The following is a 17898-nucleotide window of genomic DNA, read 5'->3' on the forward strand; positions in this document are numbered from 1 at the left end:
ACAGCGGGCGAGAACGCGAAGTTTACTTAACGGTAAATCCTCCATTTTCGTCCACTGTCGCAACACCGCCTGATTGCGACATTGTTATCCACACTCCAGGAAGGGCCCCTATCGTGACTGCCATTAAACTGATCGTTGGCCTGGGAAATCCAGGCGCTGAATACGAACAGACCCGGCATAACGCAGGGGCCCTTTTTGTTGAGCGCATCGCGCACGCACAAGGCGTCAGCCTGGCGGCCGATCGCAAATATTTCGGCCTGACCGGGCGCTTCTCGCATCAGGGTCAGGATGTTCGTCTGTTGATCCCCACCACCTACATGAACCGCAGCGGCCAGGCCGTGGCGGCATTGGCCGGTTTCTTCCGCATCAAGCCTGAAGAAATCCTGGTGGCCCACGACGAACTCGACCTGCCTCCGGGCGTTGCCAAGCTCAAGCAAGGCGGCGGCCATGGCGGGCACAACGGGTTGCGCGACATCATCGCGCAATTGGGTAATCAGAATACCTTTCACCGCCTGCGGCTCGGCATCGGCCACCCGGGCGTAGCCAGTATGGTTTCAAACTTTGTCCTGGGTCGTGCGCCTCGCGCCGAACAGGAAAAACTCGATGCCAGCATCGACTTTGCCCTCGGCGTGCTGCCGGATATCCTCGCCGGTGAATGGAACCGCGCGATGAAAAACCTGCACAGCCAGAAGGCCTGACACTTATCCGAGGGGAAACACCATGGGATTCAATTGCGGCATCGTCGGCCTGCCTAACGTCGGCAAGTCCACCCTGTTCAACGCCCTGACCAAATCCGGTATCGCGGCCGAGAACTTCCCCTTCTGCACCATCGAGCCGAACACCGGCATCGTGCCGATGCCCGACCCACGCCTGGAGGCCCTGGCGGCCATCGTGATCCCGGAACGCGTGCTGCCGACCACCATGGAGTTCGTCGACATCGCCGGCCTGGTGGCCGGGGCCTCGAAGGGCGAAGGCCTGGGCAACAAGTTCCTGGCCAACATCCGCGAGACCGACGCCATCGCCCACGTGGTCCGCTGCTTCGAAGACGAAAACGTGATTCACGTCTCCAACAGCGTCGACCCGAAACGCGATATCGAGATCATCGACCTGGAACTGATCTTCGCCGACCTCGACAGCTGCGAAAAGCAACTGCAGAAAGTCGCTCGCAACGCCAAGGGTGGCGACAAAGAAGCCGTCGCCCAGAAAGCCCTGCTCGAACAGTTGATCGCCCACTTCACCTTAGGCAAGCCGGCCCGCAGCCTGATCAAGAACATGGGTGCCGATGAGAAGCAGATCATTCGCGGCTTCCACCTCCTGACCACCAAACCGGTCATGTACATCGCCAACGTCGCTGAAGACGGCTTCGAGAACAACCCGCACCTGGATGTGGTCAAGGCCATTGCCGAAGAAGAAGGCGCCATGGTCGTCCCGGTCTGCAACAAGATCGAAGCGGAAATCGCCGAGCTTGAAGACGGCGAAGAGAAGGACATGTTCCTGGAGGCCCTGGGCCTGGAAGAACCTGGCCTGAACCGCGTGATCCGCGCCGGCTATGAAATGCTCAACCTGCAGACGTACTTCACCGCAGGCGTAAAAGAAGTCCGCGCCTGGACCGTTCGCGTCGGTGCCACCGCGCCACAAGCCGCGGCCGTGATCCACACCGACTTCGAAAAAGGCTTCATCCGCGCCGAAGTCATCGCCTATGACGATTTCATCCAGTACAAGGGCGAAGCCGGTGCCAAGGAAGCCGGTAAATGGCGCCTGGAAGGCAAGGAATACATCGTCAAGGATGGCGACGTGATGCACTTCCGTTTCAACGTCTGACGGCTTTCCTGAGCCTATCGCGTGGCAGCACTCACTGCCACGCGACCTTCTCAAGCAGACGTCACGTCAATAGATGCCCTTGATCGACCTCTGCCGCTACCCCGATCAGCCCTATCCCGGCGTCGGGCGCAAAGATCATGTCATCTTCGTCGAGGTTTTCCCGCCAATCCCCGGCCAGCGCGATCTGGAACCGATGGCCTTGGGCGTCTGCTCCCACATCCGCCAGATAAGTGCGGTCCAGTTCCTGGTTGTAAACCATCTTCAGCGTAGTGCCCGTACCGTCTCCGAAGCCGGTATAGCCCAGCGTCGCCACATCGATCTTGTCGTCAACCGTGAAGCCTTCGATAAGGTCGGTAAAGCTCTGGCTGTCAGTACGGTAGCTGTCTTCGGTAGAGGTGTAGCGGAACACGTCGGCGTTTTCCCGGTTATCGGTCCACAACGAGATGTCGGCTCTGTCTCCGCCGTTGAGACGGTCGGCGCCCGCGCCGCCAATGATTACATCCGCTCCAGCGCCGCCATCGATACGGTCATTGCCGTCCAGGCCATAGATGATTTCCGACAAGGCAGAACCGGTAATCGTATCCGCGGTAGACGCACCTTCAACAGTGGGCGCGGTGAACACCAGGTTGGTGCTGTTCAATTGCCCCACCAGGTTACCGTCCAAGGCCAGTTCAAATCGTAGCCCGGAGGCATCGGCGTCGTAGCTCTTGAGGTAGGTGAGCGTGCCGTCTGTGCTGGCCTGGACGGCCAAGGTGCCGTCATGGCCGTCGCCAATGCCGGTGAAGCCCAAGGCAATCAGGTCGATGCGGTCCCGAGAGGCGTCGAAGTCCTGGACCCGGTCGCTGTGGTTTTGCGTCGCAGTGCGAAAACTGTCGCTCAGTTCGGTGAAGCGGAAGATGTCAGCGCCAACGCCACCTTGCAGAAGGTCGCGCCCGCCGTTGCCTTGAAGCACATCATCTCCCGCCAGGCCACGGATAATTTCGGCGGCGTCGCTACCCTGCAAGATTTCTTCACCGACGTATCCGTCCACATGGAGCTTGCCGTCCTGGCTGCCGAAGCTTGTATCCACACTGCCATCCGCGTTCCAGCGGATGATGCTGAAATCCCCACCGCTCGTGCCGGTCGCCAGGATCTTGCCATCGGCCTGCACCGTCACAGCCACAGGCGTGTCGGCCTCGAAGGTCACCCTGCCATTGGAGCCAAAACTGGTGTCAAAGGAACCGTCAGCGTTAAACCGCGCCACAGTAGCCGAAGTGGAGCCTTCGCCATGGCCCATGACGATGATCTTGCCGTCAGCCTGCACGGTGACCACTGAGTCTTCGCCAAACCCCATGGCAGCACTCAAGTAGAGAACACCGCCATCACCGAAATGGGTATCCAGCTGACCGTCGGGATTGAAGTGCTGCAAGGCGTACGTCGGCTCACCCGCGCCGGCGGCATTGTACGCAGCCCCGACCACGACGCCGCCATCGGCCTGTACCGCAGTAGAGATTCCGCCGTTGTAGTATTCGTCTTCGGGAATGTTGACGGTCAGCACGCCATGGTCGCCAAAGCCATCGACGAAAGTGCCGTCATTGCCGAGCCTGGTCACTGTAGCCTGATCAAATCCGCGGGCGCTGATCTGGAACGTGCCATCCGTATTGGCCGTCAGGTCGATGTCCTTGAAGTCATGGCTGATGTCGACCGTGATAGCGCCGTTTTGACCGAAGGTCGCATCGCGCGTCCCGTCGCTGTTGAAGCGCTCCACCTGAACGCCGATGTTCAGCGCTGTGGCGATCAGCACCTTGCCATCAGGTTGCACCGCCGTCAGCTCGTAGCGCGACGCCGGGGCTGTCGCGGCGGGGACGATGTCGACACCGCCGTCATGGAAGCCGGTGTCCAGGCTACCATCTGCGTTCAGGCGGATAACGCTATGGTTCTGTTCGTAGCCGTAGCTTTCCTCGCCTGGCGCCCCGGGGTAGCCCCATGCCAGGTACTCCGTATAGCCACCGACCAGGATCTTGCCGTCCGGCTGGATAACGATGCTCTGGTTATCATCGAACTGGCCGGTGAGGTCGACCTGGACTGTGCCCGGGCCAGTTCTCACGGTATGAGTACTGACCGTCGTGTTGTCGGTGGTTGCCATGGGTTAATCCTTTAAGGGCATTGGATCCGTCACTCTAGTGGAGCAGGAAGGATTTGCACGCGGCCCCATCGCTGACACGAGCAGCGTCCGACCGATGGCTTTTTTTAGCCGTCTGGCCTCGCTGGAGGGCTGAAAAAGGTGCGCATAGCAAAAAGCCGCGTTGGTTCGCGGCTTTTTCATGGGCGTGGCATAGAGGTACTTGAGATTCGCTACGGCCTAGAACAGATAGCCTATATAGATCGCCCCGCCACCACCGGCCTGCAAACCAGCATTAATGCCTGCCATGACCAACGCGCCCTTGGCCGACTTCGCCAACTGCCGGTTGACCGTGGTGGACGCGATGAGCGCGGTCGCCGGGTTGGCGTTCAGCGCCATCGACAATGCCAGCAGCTTGGGATCGAGCCCGAACAGCAGGGCCGTGGCCGAGCCGCCAATCCCCAGGCCCACGCCCACTTCGGTATACATGCAAGGGCCAGTGATGTCGTCACTGGTCAGGTCGCGACTGACCAGGGCGTCGCTGACGAAGACCTTGCCGGTGCTGGGAAACGCCTCAGCCGCACCGGCCGCACTCACGCCCTTGCCCTTGATCTGGATATTGATCTTGCCGAAGCGCGGCAGCCTCGCGCCAAACCCGGCCCCCACGCCGACCCCGCCATAGCGGTAGCTGATGTCTTCGCCTTGGGGCGAGCGCAGGATAATCGAGCCGCCACTGCCCGCCACCATGACCACAGTCAGGCCTCCACCGCTGGCGGTCTGGTACTGCCAACGACTTTCATTGACCGGGAGTGGGATGTTGTAGCTCATACGTCAAAGTCCTTTATGTGAATGAACCGCACCGCGGCCGCGCGGCCGGATGGCTTTTAGCAGGCCGACAAAAGTGAACACCAGGCCGATGAATCCCAATACTCCAGAGGTGCCCCACAGGGCGGCCGGGGCATCGACGATGGCGCTGCCCGCCGGCTGCTCGGGCAAATAATGCACCCGCACCGGCTGGTCCTTCTGGTAACCGAAGATAAAACCGCCTTGGGGGTAGGAGATCTTTTCGCCGCTGGCGGTGGTGAAAGCGATCTCAGGATGCGAACCACCGGCATTCAAGTGGCTGACAATGCCATCGGCAGTCTGTGCCCGGGCGAGAAAGTCGCGTCGATCGATTGTGAGATTGACGGCAATGCCCAACAAGCCAATGCCAATCAGGGCAAAAAGCAGGCCCAGCAGAATTGTCCCGATACGTGACGGGGTGTCGTTAGCCATGGTTTATCTCGGCGTTCATCCATGAAAGAGGCCGTCAGGATAACAAAGAAGTCTCGCTATCCCCCCAACAAAATTATTCAGGGCCAGGAGAAACCGCTGCCTCTTGCATGAAGCGTCGAGGCAGCTTCCAGACCTATGATCTACGCCTGGACCAGGTTGGCAATCTTGACGTCCGGATCGACGTCAGCCTCGTAGTCCACCCCTTCGATGCCGAAACCGAAGAGACGCAGGAACTCCGCCTTGTAACCGACAAAATCAGTCAGCTCGTAAAGGTTATCGGTGCTGACCTGATCCCAGAGTTGCTTGACGCGATCCTGGACTTCGGGAGCCAGTTCCTTGTAGTCCACGCGCAGGCGCCCCTCCTCATCCATCACGGGAGAATGGCCGTACAGGCTGTCTTTGTAGAGCGCATGGACCTGTTCGATACACCCCTCGTGCGTGCCCTGCGCCTTCATGACTTTAAACAGCAATGACAGGTACAGCGGCATGATCGGGATCGCTGAGCTGGCCTGAGTCACCACGGCTTTCAATACCGAGACCCGCGCATCGCCCCCCAGGGCAGCCAGTCGCTCACGAATGCCAAGGACTTTCTGATCCAGGTCCTTCTTGGCCGCGCCAATGGAGCCATTCCAGTAGATGTCATGCGTCAGCTTTTCGCCCAGGTAGGTGAACGCGGTCGTTTTCGCCCCGTCGGCCAGGACACCTGCGTCGTGCAGGGCATCGATCCACATCTGCCAGTCTTCGCCGCCCATTACGGCCACCGTGCCATCGATTTCGCTCTGGGTCGCCGGTTCCAGGGTCGTGTCCTTGACCACTTCTTTATCCGTGTCCAGGCCCCGCAAAGTCACGGCCTTATCGAGCGGCTTGAGGGTAGAACTCAATACCACACCGGTCTTGGGGTGTGTCCGGCGTGGCGCGGCCACGCTGTAGACAACGAGGTCGATCTTGCCCAAGTCGCGTTTGATGACGTCGATGGTCTGCTGTTTGATTTCATCGGAAAACGCATCGCCGTTGATGCTCTTGGCGTAGAGGCCCTCTGACTCGACGAACGAGTGAAAGGCCGCAGTGTTGTACCAACCAGCGGTGCCAAGCTTGCCTGGATCACCTTCACGCTCGAAAAACACCCCCAGGGTCTTGGCGCCACAACCAAAAGCGGCGGTTATCCGCGCAGCCAGCCCGTAGCCGGTCGATGCACCGATCACGAGTACGTTCTTTGGCCCAGCGGTGATGGGGCCTTGGGCGGTCACGTAGTCGATCTGACTCTTGACGTTGGCTTCACAGCCAGTGGGGTGGGTGGTCACACAGACAAAACCACGAACGCGCGGCTTGATGATCATAGAGAATCTGCCTCTTCCAGGATGTAGAGCGCCAACACTGGCAATATTAAGTCGTAGACGCCTGGAAAGTTGAAGCGTCACGATGAATGCGTCCTGACGTGGTCGGACTCACCAACGGTAGACTCACCACTAACGCGGCGAACATGACCGGCCGACCGTTATCGCTGGGCAATGACCACCCGGATCGCTTTCAGGCAGCCGATCTCGCGGAGCAGCAAGTGCACGATTTCATCGATGGACAAGTCCGGCGCGCGGCTATCGGCCAGCCGATTTCTCCAGATTGAATCAAGTTGGCGAGTGTGGGGCTATGGGAATGATTGGGACGCTGTTCGAACATCGCAATCACGCCGGTTTCACCGTTGCGGCGATTCGCCCGGGTTGAAGGGTGCCCGCGCTCCAGGCTGGCGCCTGGAGCGGGCTGGAAAAACTAACCCCTTTTGACCTTGAAGCGCCCCAGCACACGCTGCATCAGCGATGCCCGCTCCGAAAGGTCCTTGGCCGCCACCGCGCACTCTTGTGAGTTGGACTGGTTTTTCTGTGTCACTTCATCGATCTGCTCCAAACCGATGCTGGCCTGCTGCAAGCCCGAAGCCTGCTCGCTGGAGGCTTGATAGATCAGCGAAACCAGGTTGGAAACCGCGCTGGTTCCATTGACGATGTTTTTCAGCGATTCGGCGGTCCGGCCGGCGATGATCATGCCGCGCTGGGTCTTGCTCGAGGAGTCGGCGATCAGCGCGGCCGTCTGCTGGGCGGCCTCGGCGCTGCGGGCGGCCAGGCTGCGCACTTCATCGGCCACTACGGCAAAACCGCGCCCAAGCTCACCGGCCCGGGCCGCTTCGATGGCCGCGTTCAGGGCCAGCAAATTGGTTTGTGCAGCGATGTTGTCGATGGTGGTGATGATCGCGGTGATGTCCTTGCCCGAATTGTCGATCTCGGCCATGGCGGCAATCAGCTCGCTCATCAGTTTATCGCTCTCCCCCGCATCGGCTCGCGACGCCTGGGATTGCTCATCGGCCTTCTTGGCGTTGGCGGCGTTGTCCCGGGTCTGCGCCGCCATTTGCGTCATCACCGCACTGATTTCGGTGATGGACGAGGCGGAATTGGACGCGCCATCGGACAGTGACTGGCTCAGGTCGGTAACCTGCGCCGAGCTGCCGGTAATCTGCGTGGCGCTGATTTGAACCTCGGAAATCAGTTGATTGAGGTTGCTGACCATCTTCTCCAGTGACTTGCCCAGGGTATCGTGGGGCGAAGACAAGCGAACCTCCAGGTCCAGGTCTCCCTCGGAAATGCGCTCGGCCACCCGCACTTGCCGTTGCAGGCTTTCAGACATGTCGTTAAGGGCCGCAGACAACTGCCCGACTTCATCCTCGGATTTCTGCACCAAGCGACGGGAGAAATCCCCCAGGCTGATGTTGGCGGCCAAGGCCGCGGCCTCGCGGATCGGCCCGACGATCTTCGCGGCGGCAAACCACAGGGCGGCCAGGGCCAGCAGCGAAATACCCAAGCCTACCGAGACTTGCCAGATGCTGTTGCTGATACTGCGCGCCTGCAACTCCTGCTCCAGGGCAATGGCCTGGCTCATGACCACGGCCTTGGGCAGGCGAATCAGTACCGCCCAGGGCTTGCCAGTACGACCGAGCGTAATGGGCATCAGCACTTCGATATTCTGGGTTTGAGGGTTGAGCAAGCCGTCACTACGACCGCCCTGGATATCACTCAGCACTTTTTCCCAGGACTCAGGCAGCAAGGCCTTGATGGACTGACCAATCAGATCAGTGCGCTGGCTGTCCGCGACTACCAGCCCCTGGTTACTCAGGATCGACACCGTGCCCTTGCCACCGTAGAGCTCGGCGGACATCTGCTCGCTGAGTTTCTGGATAAAGGCGATATCGTAGTCCGCCCCGACCACACCATAGAACTTGCCATTGGCGACGATCGGAACCGACAAGGTGGTCAGCCATACGTTTTTACCCTGGACCACGTAAGGAATGGGATCCAGCACGCTTTCCTTCAGGGTGTCGCGCGGGCCGCTGTACCAACCGCCTTTAGGCACACCATTGGGGTGACGATCCGGCGAGTCATACTCGACCAACGGCTGCACCGCGACATGGCCACCGGCGCTGCGGGTCCAGTAAGGCGTGAAGCGCCCCGTCTGTGGATTACTGCCATCCTGGGTGTTGCGCGATGCCAGATCCTGTCCATCCAGCGCATCCGGTTCCCAGCAGGAATAGGTGCCATTGAAATCGGGGTTGTCCTTGAGGACGCCGAGCAACACCGTATTGATCTGCTCCCGGCCCAATGCCAGGGGGCTTTGCGTGGCCTTGCTGGCGGCAAATGCATTGGCCATGGTGCGGGCCGCATCCAGGGCATTTTGCAACTTGGCCTGAATGGCGTTGGCCCGGGATTCGGCCAGGTTCTGAATTTCCCGGATGGTTGATTTTTCCACCAGCGCCGAGACTTCGGTGGCCACGTATTGCTCATTGGCCCGTGCGGTAAAGAGCCCGTAGATAATCAGGCTGACCGATGAAACAAACAGGCAAACGCCTGCCGTGACACAAATGCGTGCCTGCAATGACTTGAACTTCATATCATCCCCTGCCTGATTTCTATTTATTGCCAGCGTTAAAGACGACGGTCTCTAACTCATGCACGACGCAGCGAATAAGCATCGATCACGGCTGTTTACGCGGCCTACGAGACAATCGCCTTGAAAGGGCATGGCGATACAGCTGCTTTATAAGTATTTGAAACGTGGCAGGTTGGGGGCACAAAAGCAGTAGAGGTATTCAAGTCAGGAACCGAAGGCCTTATGTCCAGGACAGTAAGGGCGATAGCTGGAAAGAATGCGAAGCCTGCTTGTCCAGTAACCACAGGGTCACCCTTGAATAATGCCGCAGAATCCATTCAGACCAATAACCACAACAGCAAATTAACACGGTCGAGATTTGTACAAAATCGAACTTAGGACTTATACAAAATAGTGCTTTAGGCGTAATTCGCCGGGCCCCATCATCCGGATGAAAGTGTCCACAAGCGACGTGAACACCGTGCCTTACCGGGAATATCTGAGGCGTCACGCCGGGCCATTTGATCCTGAAAAGGGCTGGGCACCCCGTCGCGTTATCGACTATAGGAGGGCATCGCCAATGGCACCGGCTGCGGGTTGGCGATGACCCAGCGCACAGCCAATTCACAAAGACGATCAGTGTGCTCGGCGTCATCGTTGCCATTGCGCAGAGCAACTGCCAGCGCCCGTGTTTCAGCGAGTTCGGCCGCCGGCAAGGACACGGCGCTGCCCACGTGGTCAACCAGAGCCGCCAACATCGCTTTGAAATCCGCGTCCCAGTTGGCCGAGCCGTTGTGGTGAATCTCTCGGGATATACGGCCACTGATGCGGATCACCTCACCTTGCATCGTCGCTGCGGCGCCAGAGGATGGCACCAGCAGCTCCCACAGTTGCTGATGCTGGTCAGGCCAGCCACTGGCCGTGACGACGATAGCGGCCTGACCGTCGTGAACCTTGCGGGAGGCAACGGGAGTGACGTCGAAAAGACGATAAAGACTGGCCAGGGCAGCGTCCGTTGCCTCGAGATATTCCGGGTTGAAGGAGGCCCGATGAAATTCGAATTCACGGCCGATGCGCTGCACCTCGGCGAGCATGCCGTCATCGGGTTGCAACCCTGCCGCCAGCAGAGTCTGGGCGATTTTCGCGGTGGCCTCGATATCGGCATTGCGGGTAGTCGCCAGGGCAATATGCAGCACACCCTGTCCCTGCCGACTCCTGGCATCGACGCTGGCGCCGCGGCGGATCAGGGCAGCGATGGCCTCGGCTTTGTGACTGTTGGCCGCGGCATGCAGCGGCGTGTAGCCCTGGTAATCCTGCGCCTCGATATCGGCGCCCAGATCCAGTAGCAGGTCGACACCGCCGATCCAACTCGAACTGCGATGGTGCAGGGGTGTTCGTTGGTAAGTGTCACGGGCATTGATGTCGGCGCCCTGCTCCACCAGCCAGCGGGCCAGTTCATCGGGACAGTTGTAGAAGCCCAGCGCGGTGCTCTTGCTGTAACCGCCGGTGGCTTCAAGCTCGCATTCATCGAACACGGCAACCAGCTCGGCAAACGAGGCCCGCTCCAGCAACTGAGCGAAATCCTTCGGCAATGTCTTGCGTTTACGCTTACCCATGGCGGCGGTCACCGTTCTGATCAAAAAGGTCTTCATCATAAAACTGGATTTCATTGGTAACAGCCATCTCGATGGGGTTAAACCTCACGCCACATCCGATTGTCTTCCACGACAAATGAACCAAAGAGCCCGCTGCACTCGGTGCCATCCGGTGCCTGCACTGAGACCCCTGCACCGATACTTGTAACAGCAAAGTGAAGTGCGGAAATCGGACCTGGTGCGCTAGCGAGTAGTAATGCCTGCGCAACGATGTCACGAGACATCTGAATGCCAGGTTTATCTTCAAGCAGATCCTCTTCGAGGTACCGGGCAACTCGCTCCATTTCTCGCAGTTGGCCGCCTCCAGAGAATTTCAACAGATCAAACCAATAGGGATGAGCCATCACCAGTTGCAAAAACTCCGCGAGCGAAGCCGCGACTATTCCAGCCTGCCCCTCAGAGGTGACGTAGAGAATCGAATCGCTGGAACCCCCCTGCAGGAATACACCGCCAGCGCCTTCGGTGGCGATAGGCAGGAAAGACTCTGGCGCCTTGACGGTAAACCATACCGACTCGTCAGGCACAGGAGCGAAATCAATATCGAACGCGGTCGCCAAGGTCTGTGCCAGATGCCGATTCTTTGCGATGTGATGTGCCGTTACTTCCATGAAAGTCTCGCGTTTGGCCTGAGCGACGGCTGGAGGCAGGCGCCCGCTCGATATGGCAGTGCATGGGTTCAGCGAAGTATGACACCTCCCGGAATCGCTTCGAAGAACCTCAGGCAGGGTATGAATGCCGGGCTACACTTCATGCGCGTTCTGCAAGGCATATCACTCAAACGCCTTCATCCGCAGATAGGGAGATTCGTATGAACCGTCTCGCAACCTATGGATATATAAAGAGACCTGCCCCCTCCGTTTCCACACCGTCGCCAGCGACTGGCCGCATTGCAAGACATCAGCCTGGCTGACCCCCTCATCCAAACCACCTCCTGGATCTGTTGATGCGCCTCCAGGCCTGGTTGCAACACCAAACTTGCAAGGTTTCCCGACCGATCGAGTCGGCGCAGTGGGCATAGACGCGCGGTATTTGTGCGACCGCAGCCCGGCCCATGCCCCGTCGCTCATTTCCGACAACAACCGCAAGGCGTCCACCCAATGCAGTGAAAAGGAGATTCACATGAACAACCTGAGCGATACAGCGCTGGCAACATCCACCAACCCCAGCATTTTCCGCACCGTGCCACTCGGCGAGCCGGTCCAGGCCGACAGCGGCAACATTCCACCCAATACGCGGATGCTGCCCGGTCAGTGGGCGGCAGCGGCCGGCAACGGCTATGTGTTGCTGCTGCAGACTGACGGCAATCTGGTGCTGTACCAGGTCGTCACGGGGCCCGTGTCGGCCAACAGCTCGTTCACCGGTAGCGCGATCTGGGCCACGAACACCGACGACGGTGCCTATTTCGACGTCCAGACCGATGGCAACCTGGTCCTGGGTACCAGCGACGGCAACGTGGCGTGGTCGCCTTATACCAACGGCATCGACCCTCAGGAATTGCGCGTACAGAACGACGGTAACCTGGTGCTGTACAACACCCTCGGCCAAGCCTGCTGGGCCTCGAGCAGCAATCACTATCAGGTCTGGCCACCGACTCGTTGGGTCAATGTGCAAAGCAGCCTCGTCGCGCCCGTGAAAGGCGTGCCCTTTGTACTCACCGCCGGTTCCGACGGCATGACGTTGAGCCCCTTCGTGGCCGGTTCGCCCAACCAAATCTGGCAAATCACCGCCGATGGACGGCTGCTCAGTGGGCTGCTCGGCGGGTTGGTGTTGGGTCAGGATGCAGGCAGCAGTACGGCAATCAACACAACACAGAACGTGCCCGTCCCGGTCGAGCAGACCTGGCTCTGGGGAACGGGACTGGGCCCCACCACCCTCCAGAACAGCGGCTCGAACCAGTACCTGAGTGTCGACATCGCAGAGGGCTCGGTACAGATGCAAGATACCGACACCTCGGGCCAATGGTACTTCATGCCCACCACTCCCCTGGACAGCATCATGGCCTTGCCGGCGTCCGACCCGCCCTTTCCAGCCTTTACGCCTGACCAACAGGTGGTCTACGACTGGATCAACAGCAAACTGGCCGCCATGAACAATCAACCTCATTTGATCCTGCGCGAACAGTACACCAACGGCGCCAGCACCCTGGATGGTTACCGACAAGACATGCTCGGCCTGGACTACAGCGCATTCGAGCCACAAGTCTGGCAACCCGTGGTCGATCAACTCAAGTTGGAGCTCAGCGCAGCGAGCGCTGTTAACAGCCTGTTCGCCTGCTACAGCAGCTTCCACACCCAGTTGTTCGTGGACCAGGGGGCGCTGCTCTCCGAGCTGGGCCAGGATGCCGGCTTCGAGGACGGTGACTCGACCAACATCGGCGGCATCATCCTGGCGGTGCTCTCGGGCGTCATCTACACCGTGCTCTCGGCGGAGACGATGGAAGGCGACATCAATTATTTCGCCGTCGCGGCCAACGTTCTCCAGAGCGGCATCAATGTGGCGGTCGCGGCCCAGAGTTCGAGTGTTTCTCCCAGCCTGTTCCAGGTGGCCTACGCCGACCTCTGGGGGCAATTGAGCGCTACCTTCGAAGGGTTGCTGAGCACTTTCGGCAGCATGGAAAACGCGATACTGACCGACTGGGCCAAGCTGGAGGTCACCTATACGCTGATCGCCTCCAAAGCGCCCGACGGGTTGTTCTGGAACTCCGGTGAAACCGGAAACATGGTGACAGCCGCCAAGCACGGTTACGTGCTGTCGGTGATGCAGATGCTGCTGCCGGCCAAATTCCAGATCTACCAATACCTGGACGTCAATGACAACCCCATCGACGGTGTGCCCGCCTATGCGCAGTACATCACTGCGGCGATCGACGGGACCTACTTCAAATACTGGATCGCCGACTCGACGGACTGGTCAATCTATCCGGAAGAAATCGCGCTCACCCAAGTGTGGGACAACGGTGGCTCGAAGGACGACTTCTTTAACAGCAGGAACGGTTGGGCGTTCGCCTTGACGCGGCCCTACACCTACAGCGGCAACGCCGCCAATTACCTGGTCATCGCGCTGACCAACCTGAGCCCGAACACGCTGGTGGCCACGGTGTTCAATCCATCCCCCACCTCCGCCGGGCCGTCCCCACAAACCCTGTATCCCTACGAGACGGTGTTGATCGAGGCCGAAGCTGCATATCCTGGTGGCGTAGCGATCACTCTCTCGATCTTCGACCCTTCCCGTGGCAACTACTTCGACGAGCCAATCGCCTCGTTCGATGCCTTTCAGGATTACTCTGGGTTCGCGGCCGGTAATGTGCGCACCGCCAACGCCACGACGGCGGGCGACTACCAACTGTCGACACCACTGTGCAACACGGGCGGGTACAAGCAATACCCTGGCGCCATCCAGGCCAGTATCTACCGTCCTTGAGGGGTGAATCGCAGGCATGAGGAGCGGGACCCTGTGGGAGCGAGCCTGCTCGCGATTGCGCAGGCTCAGTCACATCGATGCTCCCCGCCTCAGGCCTTTCGAGTCCTCGGCAAGAAAATCGCCAATACCCCGAACAACGGCAGGAACGAGCACAACCAATACACGTACTCGATGCCACGGATGTCCGCCAGATGCCCCAGCAGCGCGGCGCCAATCCCGCCGAAACCGAACATCAGCCCGAAGAACACGCCGGCGATCATCCCGACATTGCCCGGCACCAATTCCTGGGCATACACGACGATGGCCGAGAACGCCGAGGCCAGGATGAAACCGATGGCCACGCTGAGGATACTGGTCCACAACAGGTCGACGTGAGGCAGGATCAAGGTGAACGGTGCCACGCCGAGGATCGAGAACCAGATCACCGCCTTGCGCCCGATCCGGTCGCCAATCGGCCCGCCGAAGAAAGTCCCCGCCGCCACCGCTCCGAGAAACAGGAACAGGTGCAACTGCGAAGAGGCCACCGACAGGTCGAACTTCTCGATCAGATAGAACGTGAAGTAGCTGGTGAAGCTGGCCATGTAGAAGTACTTGGAAAACACCAGCAGCCCCAGCACCACCAGCGCACTCAAGACCCGGCCCTTGGATAGGCCATGGGTGGCCGCCTGGCCTTGCTTGAGCTTGAACAAGTTCAGGTGATTGGCGTACCAGCGGCTGATGCGGTACAGCACGAACAGCGCAAACAGTGCGAACAACCCGAACCAGGCCACATTGCCTTGCCCGTAGGGAATGATGATCGCCGCCGCCAGCAGCGGGCCGAAGGCCGAGCCGGCGTTACCGCCCACCTGGAACGTCGATTGCGCCAGCCCGAAGCGGCCGCCCGAGGCCAATCGCGCCACCCGCGACGCTTCCGGGTGGAAGGTCGACGAACCGATGCCGATCAATGCCGCCGCCAACAGGATCAAGGCAAAACTGCCGACCATGGACATCATCACAATGCCGACCAGCGTACACACCGTTCCGGCCGGCAGCAGCCAGGGCTTGGGGTGGCGGTCAGTGTGATAACCGACCCAAGGCTGCAACAAAGAAGCGGTCAACTGGAACGTCAAGGTGATCAAGCCAACCTGGGTGAACGTCAGGCCATAGCTGTCCTTGAGCATTGGATAAATCGAGGGCAGCACCGCCTGGATCAAGTCGTTGATCAGGTGCGCCAGCGCCACGGCGCCGATGATCCGCATGACCAGCGGGCTGCTTTGCGCCGGGGCGGTAACGGGTGGGGTGACAGCCTGGGTATTGCTGATAGCCATGGGAGTTTCCATACGACAGAGGGCGCACGCGGGCAGGTGCGTCAATGTGCCATTTTTCGGTGCAGCAAGGCTATCCCCTTAGCTAGCTATCGACCTTGAAAAATTGTCGAAATCCAAGGTGATAGCTCAACGCCATGGTCTGAATCTTGCCTTGTTAATCAGCTACAACGCGGCCCCTTACAAAGGGGACCGAGAATGGGAAGTTTCGCTACAGAGCTGGCCTACCGAGCCGATTTGGACAAACTTTCGAGGCCTTTTAAAAGGGCACCTGTTTCAGCACTTGTGTAGAAACGCACAAAAACAGTGCAAAGGTGTTCAGGGGAGTATGGGCATGCAGGCTTTTTTATCACCCGGAATCAGATTGTTGGGGCACTTCGGCTTCGCCCGCAAATTCCAATTGCTGTTCCTGCTTTTTATCCTGCCGCTCATGGGCAGCCTGTGGCTAATCGGCCAGGATTATCGCGACAAACTCAGTCTGATTTCCGGGGAACGCACCGGGGTGCGCCAATTGCTGGCCCTGGATAACCTCGACAACTTGCTCACCGCCCAGCGCAACCGCGCCGCCCGCTGGCGTGCCACCGAAACCAATCGGCAACCAACCCCGGCGACGCTGGCTGCCATGGCGGCATTCGATGCCGTTCAACCGGCCCTCAACCAGGCCGCCAGTGACCTGGCCACTACCCTGCAAACCGAAGGCGCTGAAGCCGATACCCTCGCCCGCTATCAAGCTCTGCAAACCAGCCTCAACGGTCTGGATTCGAAAAGCCTGGGCAGCGTGGGCTGGTGGCCCGACGGCTACGACCGCTTCACCGCCGCTCTCAGCGCCCTGCAAGCCTTGCGCGAGCAGATGGTCATGGACAACCGCCTGACCCTCGCCTCCTGGTTGGAAACCTATCTGCTGACCCAGATTTCAACTCAGCAGACGCCCGACCTGATCGAACGGGTCGGCCGCCTGGCCAGCGTCGGCCAGGCCTCCGTGGTGTCGGGCCAGTTCACGCTGCAGAGTCGCCTGCAACTGCGGGACCTGCGCAGCCGTATCGGTGACGCACGGGACCAACTGGTCAAGACCGGAGCACTCCTGGAAACCCGTCTGCCCAGCGAATTGCAAACCTGGGCCGGACAGTACCAGGGCAGCCTCAAGCACTTGGATGCTGGCCTGAAAGTGCTGGATGACGGCGTGTTCGGCGGCTCCATCAACCTCAAGCCCGAAGACTTCGAGAAACACATGGATGCCCTTCTCGCTGATCTGGCGACCCTGCGGCAACAGTCGCTGGTGGCACTGGATACGCGCCTGGACCATTACCACGGTTCGGCGATCCGCCAGTTCACCCTGGTAGCGACGGTGCTGGGCTGCCTGCTGCTGGCCGCGCTGTATCTTTTTGTTTGCCTGCAAGCGTCGATCCGGCGCAGCGCCAGTGGTATCACCCTGCTGGCCGAAGCCCTGCGCGACGGCAATCTCAGCCTGCAAGTGCCGGTGCAAGGGCGCGATGAACTGGCGGCCATCAGCACTGCCCTCAACGTCGCCGTGGTGCAGTTGCGCACCAGCCTGCTGGGGGTGGACCACGAAACGTTGCAGTTGAGCAATGCCGTGCGCACCCTCAATACGCACTCCAGCGGCGCCTTGGGAGAAGTCGAGGCCCAACAGATGCAGATCAGCCAGATCGCTGCCGCCGCGACGCAACTGGCCGCCACCTCCCAAGGCGTGGCGAAGAGCTGTGAACAGGCATCCGACAGCGCCCAGCAAACCCGCCGCATTGCCACCGACAGCAGCCGCGACAGCCAACGCACCACGGCGAGCATCCAGCAGCTCAACCAGCGCCTCAACGAAACCGCCGCCGCATTGGGGCGAGTCAGTGAACAGGGGCAACAGATTCAACTGGTGGTCGATACCATTCGTGGCGTGGCCGAGCAGACCAATCTGCTGGCCCTCAATGCCGCCATTGAAGCGGCTCGCGCCGGAGAACAGGGCCGTGGTTTCGCGGTAGTGGCCGACGAGGTGCGCAGCCTGTCACAACGCACCCAGTCCTCCACGCAACAGATTGCCGCCACTGTCGACAGCTTGCGCGCCACGGTCAACGAAGCCGTCAGCCTGATGGAAGCCGCCTGCGGCCAGGCCCAGACCGACGCCCAAGCGGTCACCGGCCTTGGCGAACGCCTGGGAGAAATTGCCAGCGCGGTGCAAAGCGTCACCGACACCCTGGCGCAGATCGCCACTGCCGTGGATGAACAAGCCAGCACCGCCGATGAGGTCAGTGGCAATATCCAGCAGGTCGACCAGGCGGCGATGCGCTTGCTCGAAGGCGCACGAGCGGTGAACCTGGCGGCGGACACGCTGAGCCAGGGAAGCCAGGCCTTGAGCGCCAACACCGGGAGATTTCAGCTCGGCTGACAAGGATTTGCAGCGAGGATTGTT

12 protein-coding genes and 2 pseudogenes are annotated in these 17898 nt (G+C 60.0%); 4 read left to right on the forward strand and 10 right to left on the reverse strand.

Going from position 1 to position 17898, the window contains the following annotated elements; genetic code table 11:
• The first annotated feature begins 113 nt into the window (after window positions 1-113).
• Window positions 114-698 carry an aminoacyl-tRNA hydrolase gene (pth, locus tag PBDP_RS24935; protein ID WP_003185374.1) on the forward strand — a complete coding sequence of 195 codons (585 nt, stop codon included), beginning with the start codon at window positions 114-116 and terminating at the stop codon, window positions 696-698.
• Between the two features lie 22 nt (window positions 699-720).
• Entirely contained in the window at window positions 721-1821 is a 1101-nt protein-coding gene (ychF, locus tag PBDP_RS24940; RefSeq protein WP_109754914.1) for a redox-regulated ATPase YchF, read from the forward strand.
• 61 nt (window positions 1822-1882) lie between these two features.
• Here ychF and PBDP_RS24945 read toward each other — a convergent pair whose 3' ends face one another.
• From PBDP_RS24945 to PBDP_RS24980, 9 genes and pseudogenes are all read right to left on the reverse strand, one after another.
• On the reverse strand, window positions 1883-3946 hold the full coding sequence (locus PBDP_RS24945; protein WP_212801448.1) for a calcium-binding protein: 2064 nt from the start codon (window positions 3944-3946) through the stop codon (window positions 1883-1885).
• A 216-nt stretch (window positions 3947-4162) separates the two neighbouring features.
• Window positions 4163-4750 carry a hypothetical protein gene (locus PBDP_RS24950; protein ID WP_109754916.1) on the reverse strand — a complete coding sequence of 196 codons (588 nt, stop codon included), beginning with the start codon at window positions 4748-4750 and terminating at the stop codon, window positions 4163-4165.
• Window positions 4751-4753: 3 nt separating this feature from the next.
• A complete protein-coding gene (locus tag PBDP_RS24955) occupies window positions 4754-5197 on the reverse strand; it encodes a DUF3592 domain-containing protein (protein ID WP_109754917.1) in 444 nt (147 codons plus the stop codon).
• Window positions 5198-5337: 140 nt separating this feature from the next.
• Entirely contained in the window at window positions 5338-6534 is a 1197-nt protein-coding gene (gene fabV, locus PBDP_RS24960) for an enoyl-ACP reductase FabV (RefSeq protein WP_212801449.1), read from the reverse strand.
• A gap of 170 nt (window positions 6535-6704) precedes the next feature.
• Window positions 6705-6898, reverse strand: a pseudogene (locus PBDP_RS30030) (ATPase domain-containing protein); the annotation flags it as partial.
• Window positions 6899-6961: 63 nt separating this feature from the next.
• Window positions 6962-7867, reverse strand: coding sequence for a methyl-accepting chemotaxis protein (locus PBDP_RS30425; RefSeq protein ID WP_370873834.1), 906 nt, complete (start codon window positions 7865-7867; stop codon window positions 6962-6964).
• Window positions 7862-9124 (reverse strand): annotated as a pseudogene (locus PBDP_RS30430) (cache domain-containing protein); the annotation flags it as partial. The pseudogene PBDP_RS30430 and the gene PBDP_RS30425, both read right to left, overlap by 6 nt.
• Before the next feature lie 533 nt (window positions 9125-9657).
• Window positions 9658-10758, reverse strand: a complete 1101-nt coding sequence (locus PBDP_RS24975) for an ankyrin repeat domain-containing protein (RefSeq protein WP_249411820.1) — start codon at window positions 10756-10758, stop codon at window positions 9658-9660.
• Window positions 10759-10796: 38 nt separating this feature from the next.
• Window positions 10797-11366, reverse strand: a complete 570-nt coding sequence (locus PBDP_RS24980) for a hypothetical protein (protein ID WP_116833450.1) — start codon at window positions 11364-11366, stop codon at window positions 10797-10799.
• A 511-nt stretch (window positions 11367-11877) separates the two neighbouring features.
• Here PBDP_RS24980 and PBDP_RS24985 point away from each other — a divergent pair.
• Window positions 11878-14178, forward strand: a complete 2301-nt coding sequence (locus PBDP_RS24985) for a calcium up-regulated protein (protein ID WP_116833451.1) — start codon at window positions 11878-11880, stop codon at window positions 14176-14178.
• An 89-nt stretch (window positions 14179-14267) separates the two neighbouring features.
• On the opposite strand, the gene PBDP_RS24990 is transcribed toward PBDP_RS24985, so the two are convergent.
• Window positions 14268-15485: an MFS transporter gene (locus PBDP_RS24990; protein ID WP_116833452.1), complete on the reverse strand. Its 1218-nt coding sequence runs from the start codon at window positions 15483-15485 to the stop codon at window positions 14268-14270.
• Between the two features lie 331 nt (window positions 15486-15816).
• Between PBDP_RS24990 and PBDP_RS24995 the strand changes: the two genes are divergently transcribed.
• Window positions 15817-17874 carry a methyl-accepting chemotaxis protein gene (locus PBDP_RS24995; protein ID WP_116834277.1) on the forward strand — a complete coding sequence of 686 codons (2058 nt, stop codon included), beginning with the start codon at window positions 15817-15819 and terminating at the stop codon, window positions 17872-17874.
• The last annotated feature ends 24 nt before the right edge of the window (window positions 17875-17898 follow it).

The sequence above is a fragment of the Pseudomonas sp. St290 genome, from assembly GCF_018325805.1.
In the GTDB taxonomy this organism is placed as follows: domain Bacteria; phylum Pseudomonadota; class Gammaproteobacteria; order Pseudomonadales; family Pseudomonadaceae; genus Aquipseudomonas; species Aquipseudomonas bijieensis.

Bases quoted from the DNA above. Each gene is read 5' to 3' on its own strand.
- PBDP_RS24980 (WP_116833450.1), bottom strand. From the start codon at position 11,366: ATGGAAGTAACGGCACATCACATCGCAAAGAATCGGCATCTGGCACAG.
- PBDP_RS24995 (WP_116834277.1), top strand. From the start codon at position 15,817: ATGCAGGCTTTTTTATCACCCGGAATCAGATTGTTGGGGCACTTCGGC.
- PBDP_RS24955 (WP_109754917.1), bottom strand. From the start codon at position 5,197: ATGGCTAACGACACCCCGTCACGTATCGGGACAATTCTGCTGGGCCTG.
- PBDP_RS24985 (WP_116833451.1), top strand. From the start codon at position 11,878: ATGAACAACCTGAGCGATACAGCGCTGGCAACATCCACCAACCCCAGC.
- PBDP_RS30425 (WP_370873834.1), bottom strand. From the start codon at position 7,867: ATGTCTGAAAGCCTGCAACGGCAAGTGCGGGTGGCCGAGCGCATTTCC.
- fabV (WP_212801449.1), bottom strand. From the start codon at position 6,534: ATGATCATCAAGCCGCGCGTTCGTGGTTTTGTCTGTGTGACCACCCAC.
- PBDP_RS24945 (WP_212801448.1), bottom strand. From the start codon at position 3,946: ATGGCAACCACCGACAACACGACGGTCAGTACTCATACCGTGAGAACT.
- PBDP_RS24975 (WP_249411820.1), bottom strand. From the start codon at position 10,758: ATGATGAAGACCTTTTTGATCAGAACGGTGACCGCCGCCATGGGTAAG.
- ychF (WP_109754914.1), top strand. From the start codon at position 721: ATGGGATTCAATTGCGGCATCGTCGGCCTGCCTAACGTCGGCAAGTCC.
- PBDP_RS24950 (WP_109754916.1), bottom strand. From the start codon at position 4,750: ATGAGCTACAACATCCCACTCCCGGTCAATGAAAGTCGTTGGCAGTAC.
- PBDP_RS24990 (WP_116833452.1), bottom strand. From the start codon at position 15,485: ATGGCTATCAGCAATACCCAGGCTGTCACCCCACCCGTTACCGCCCCG.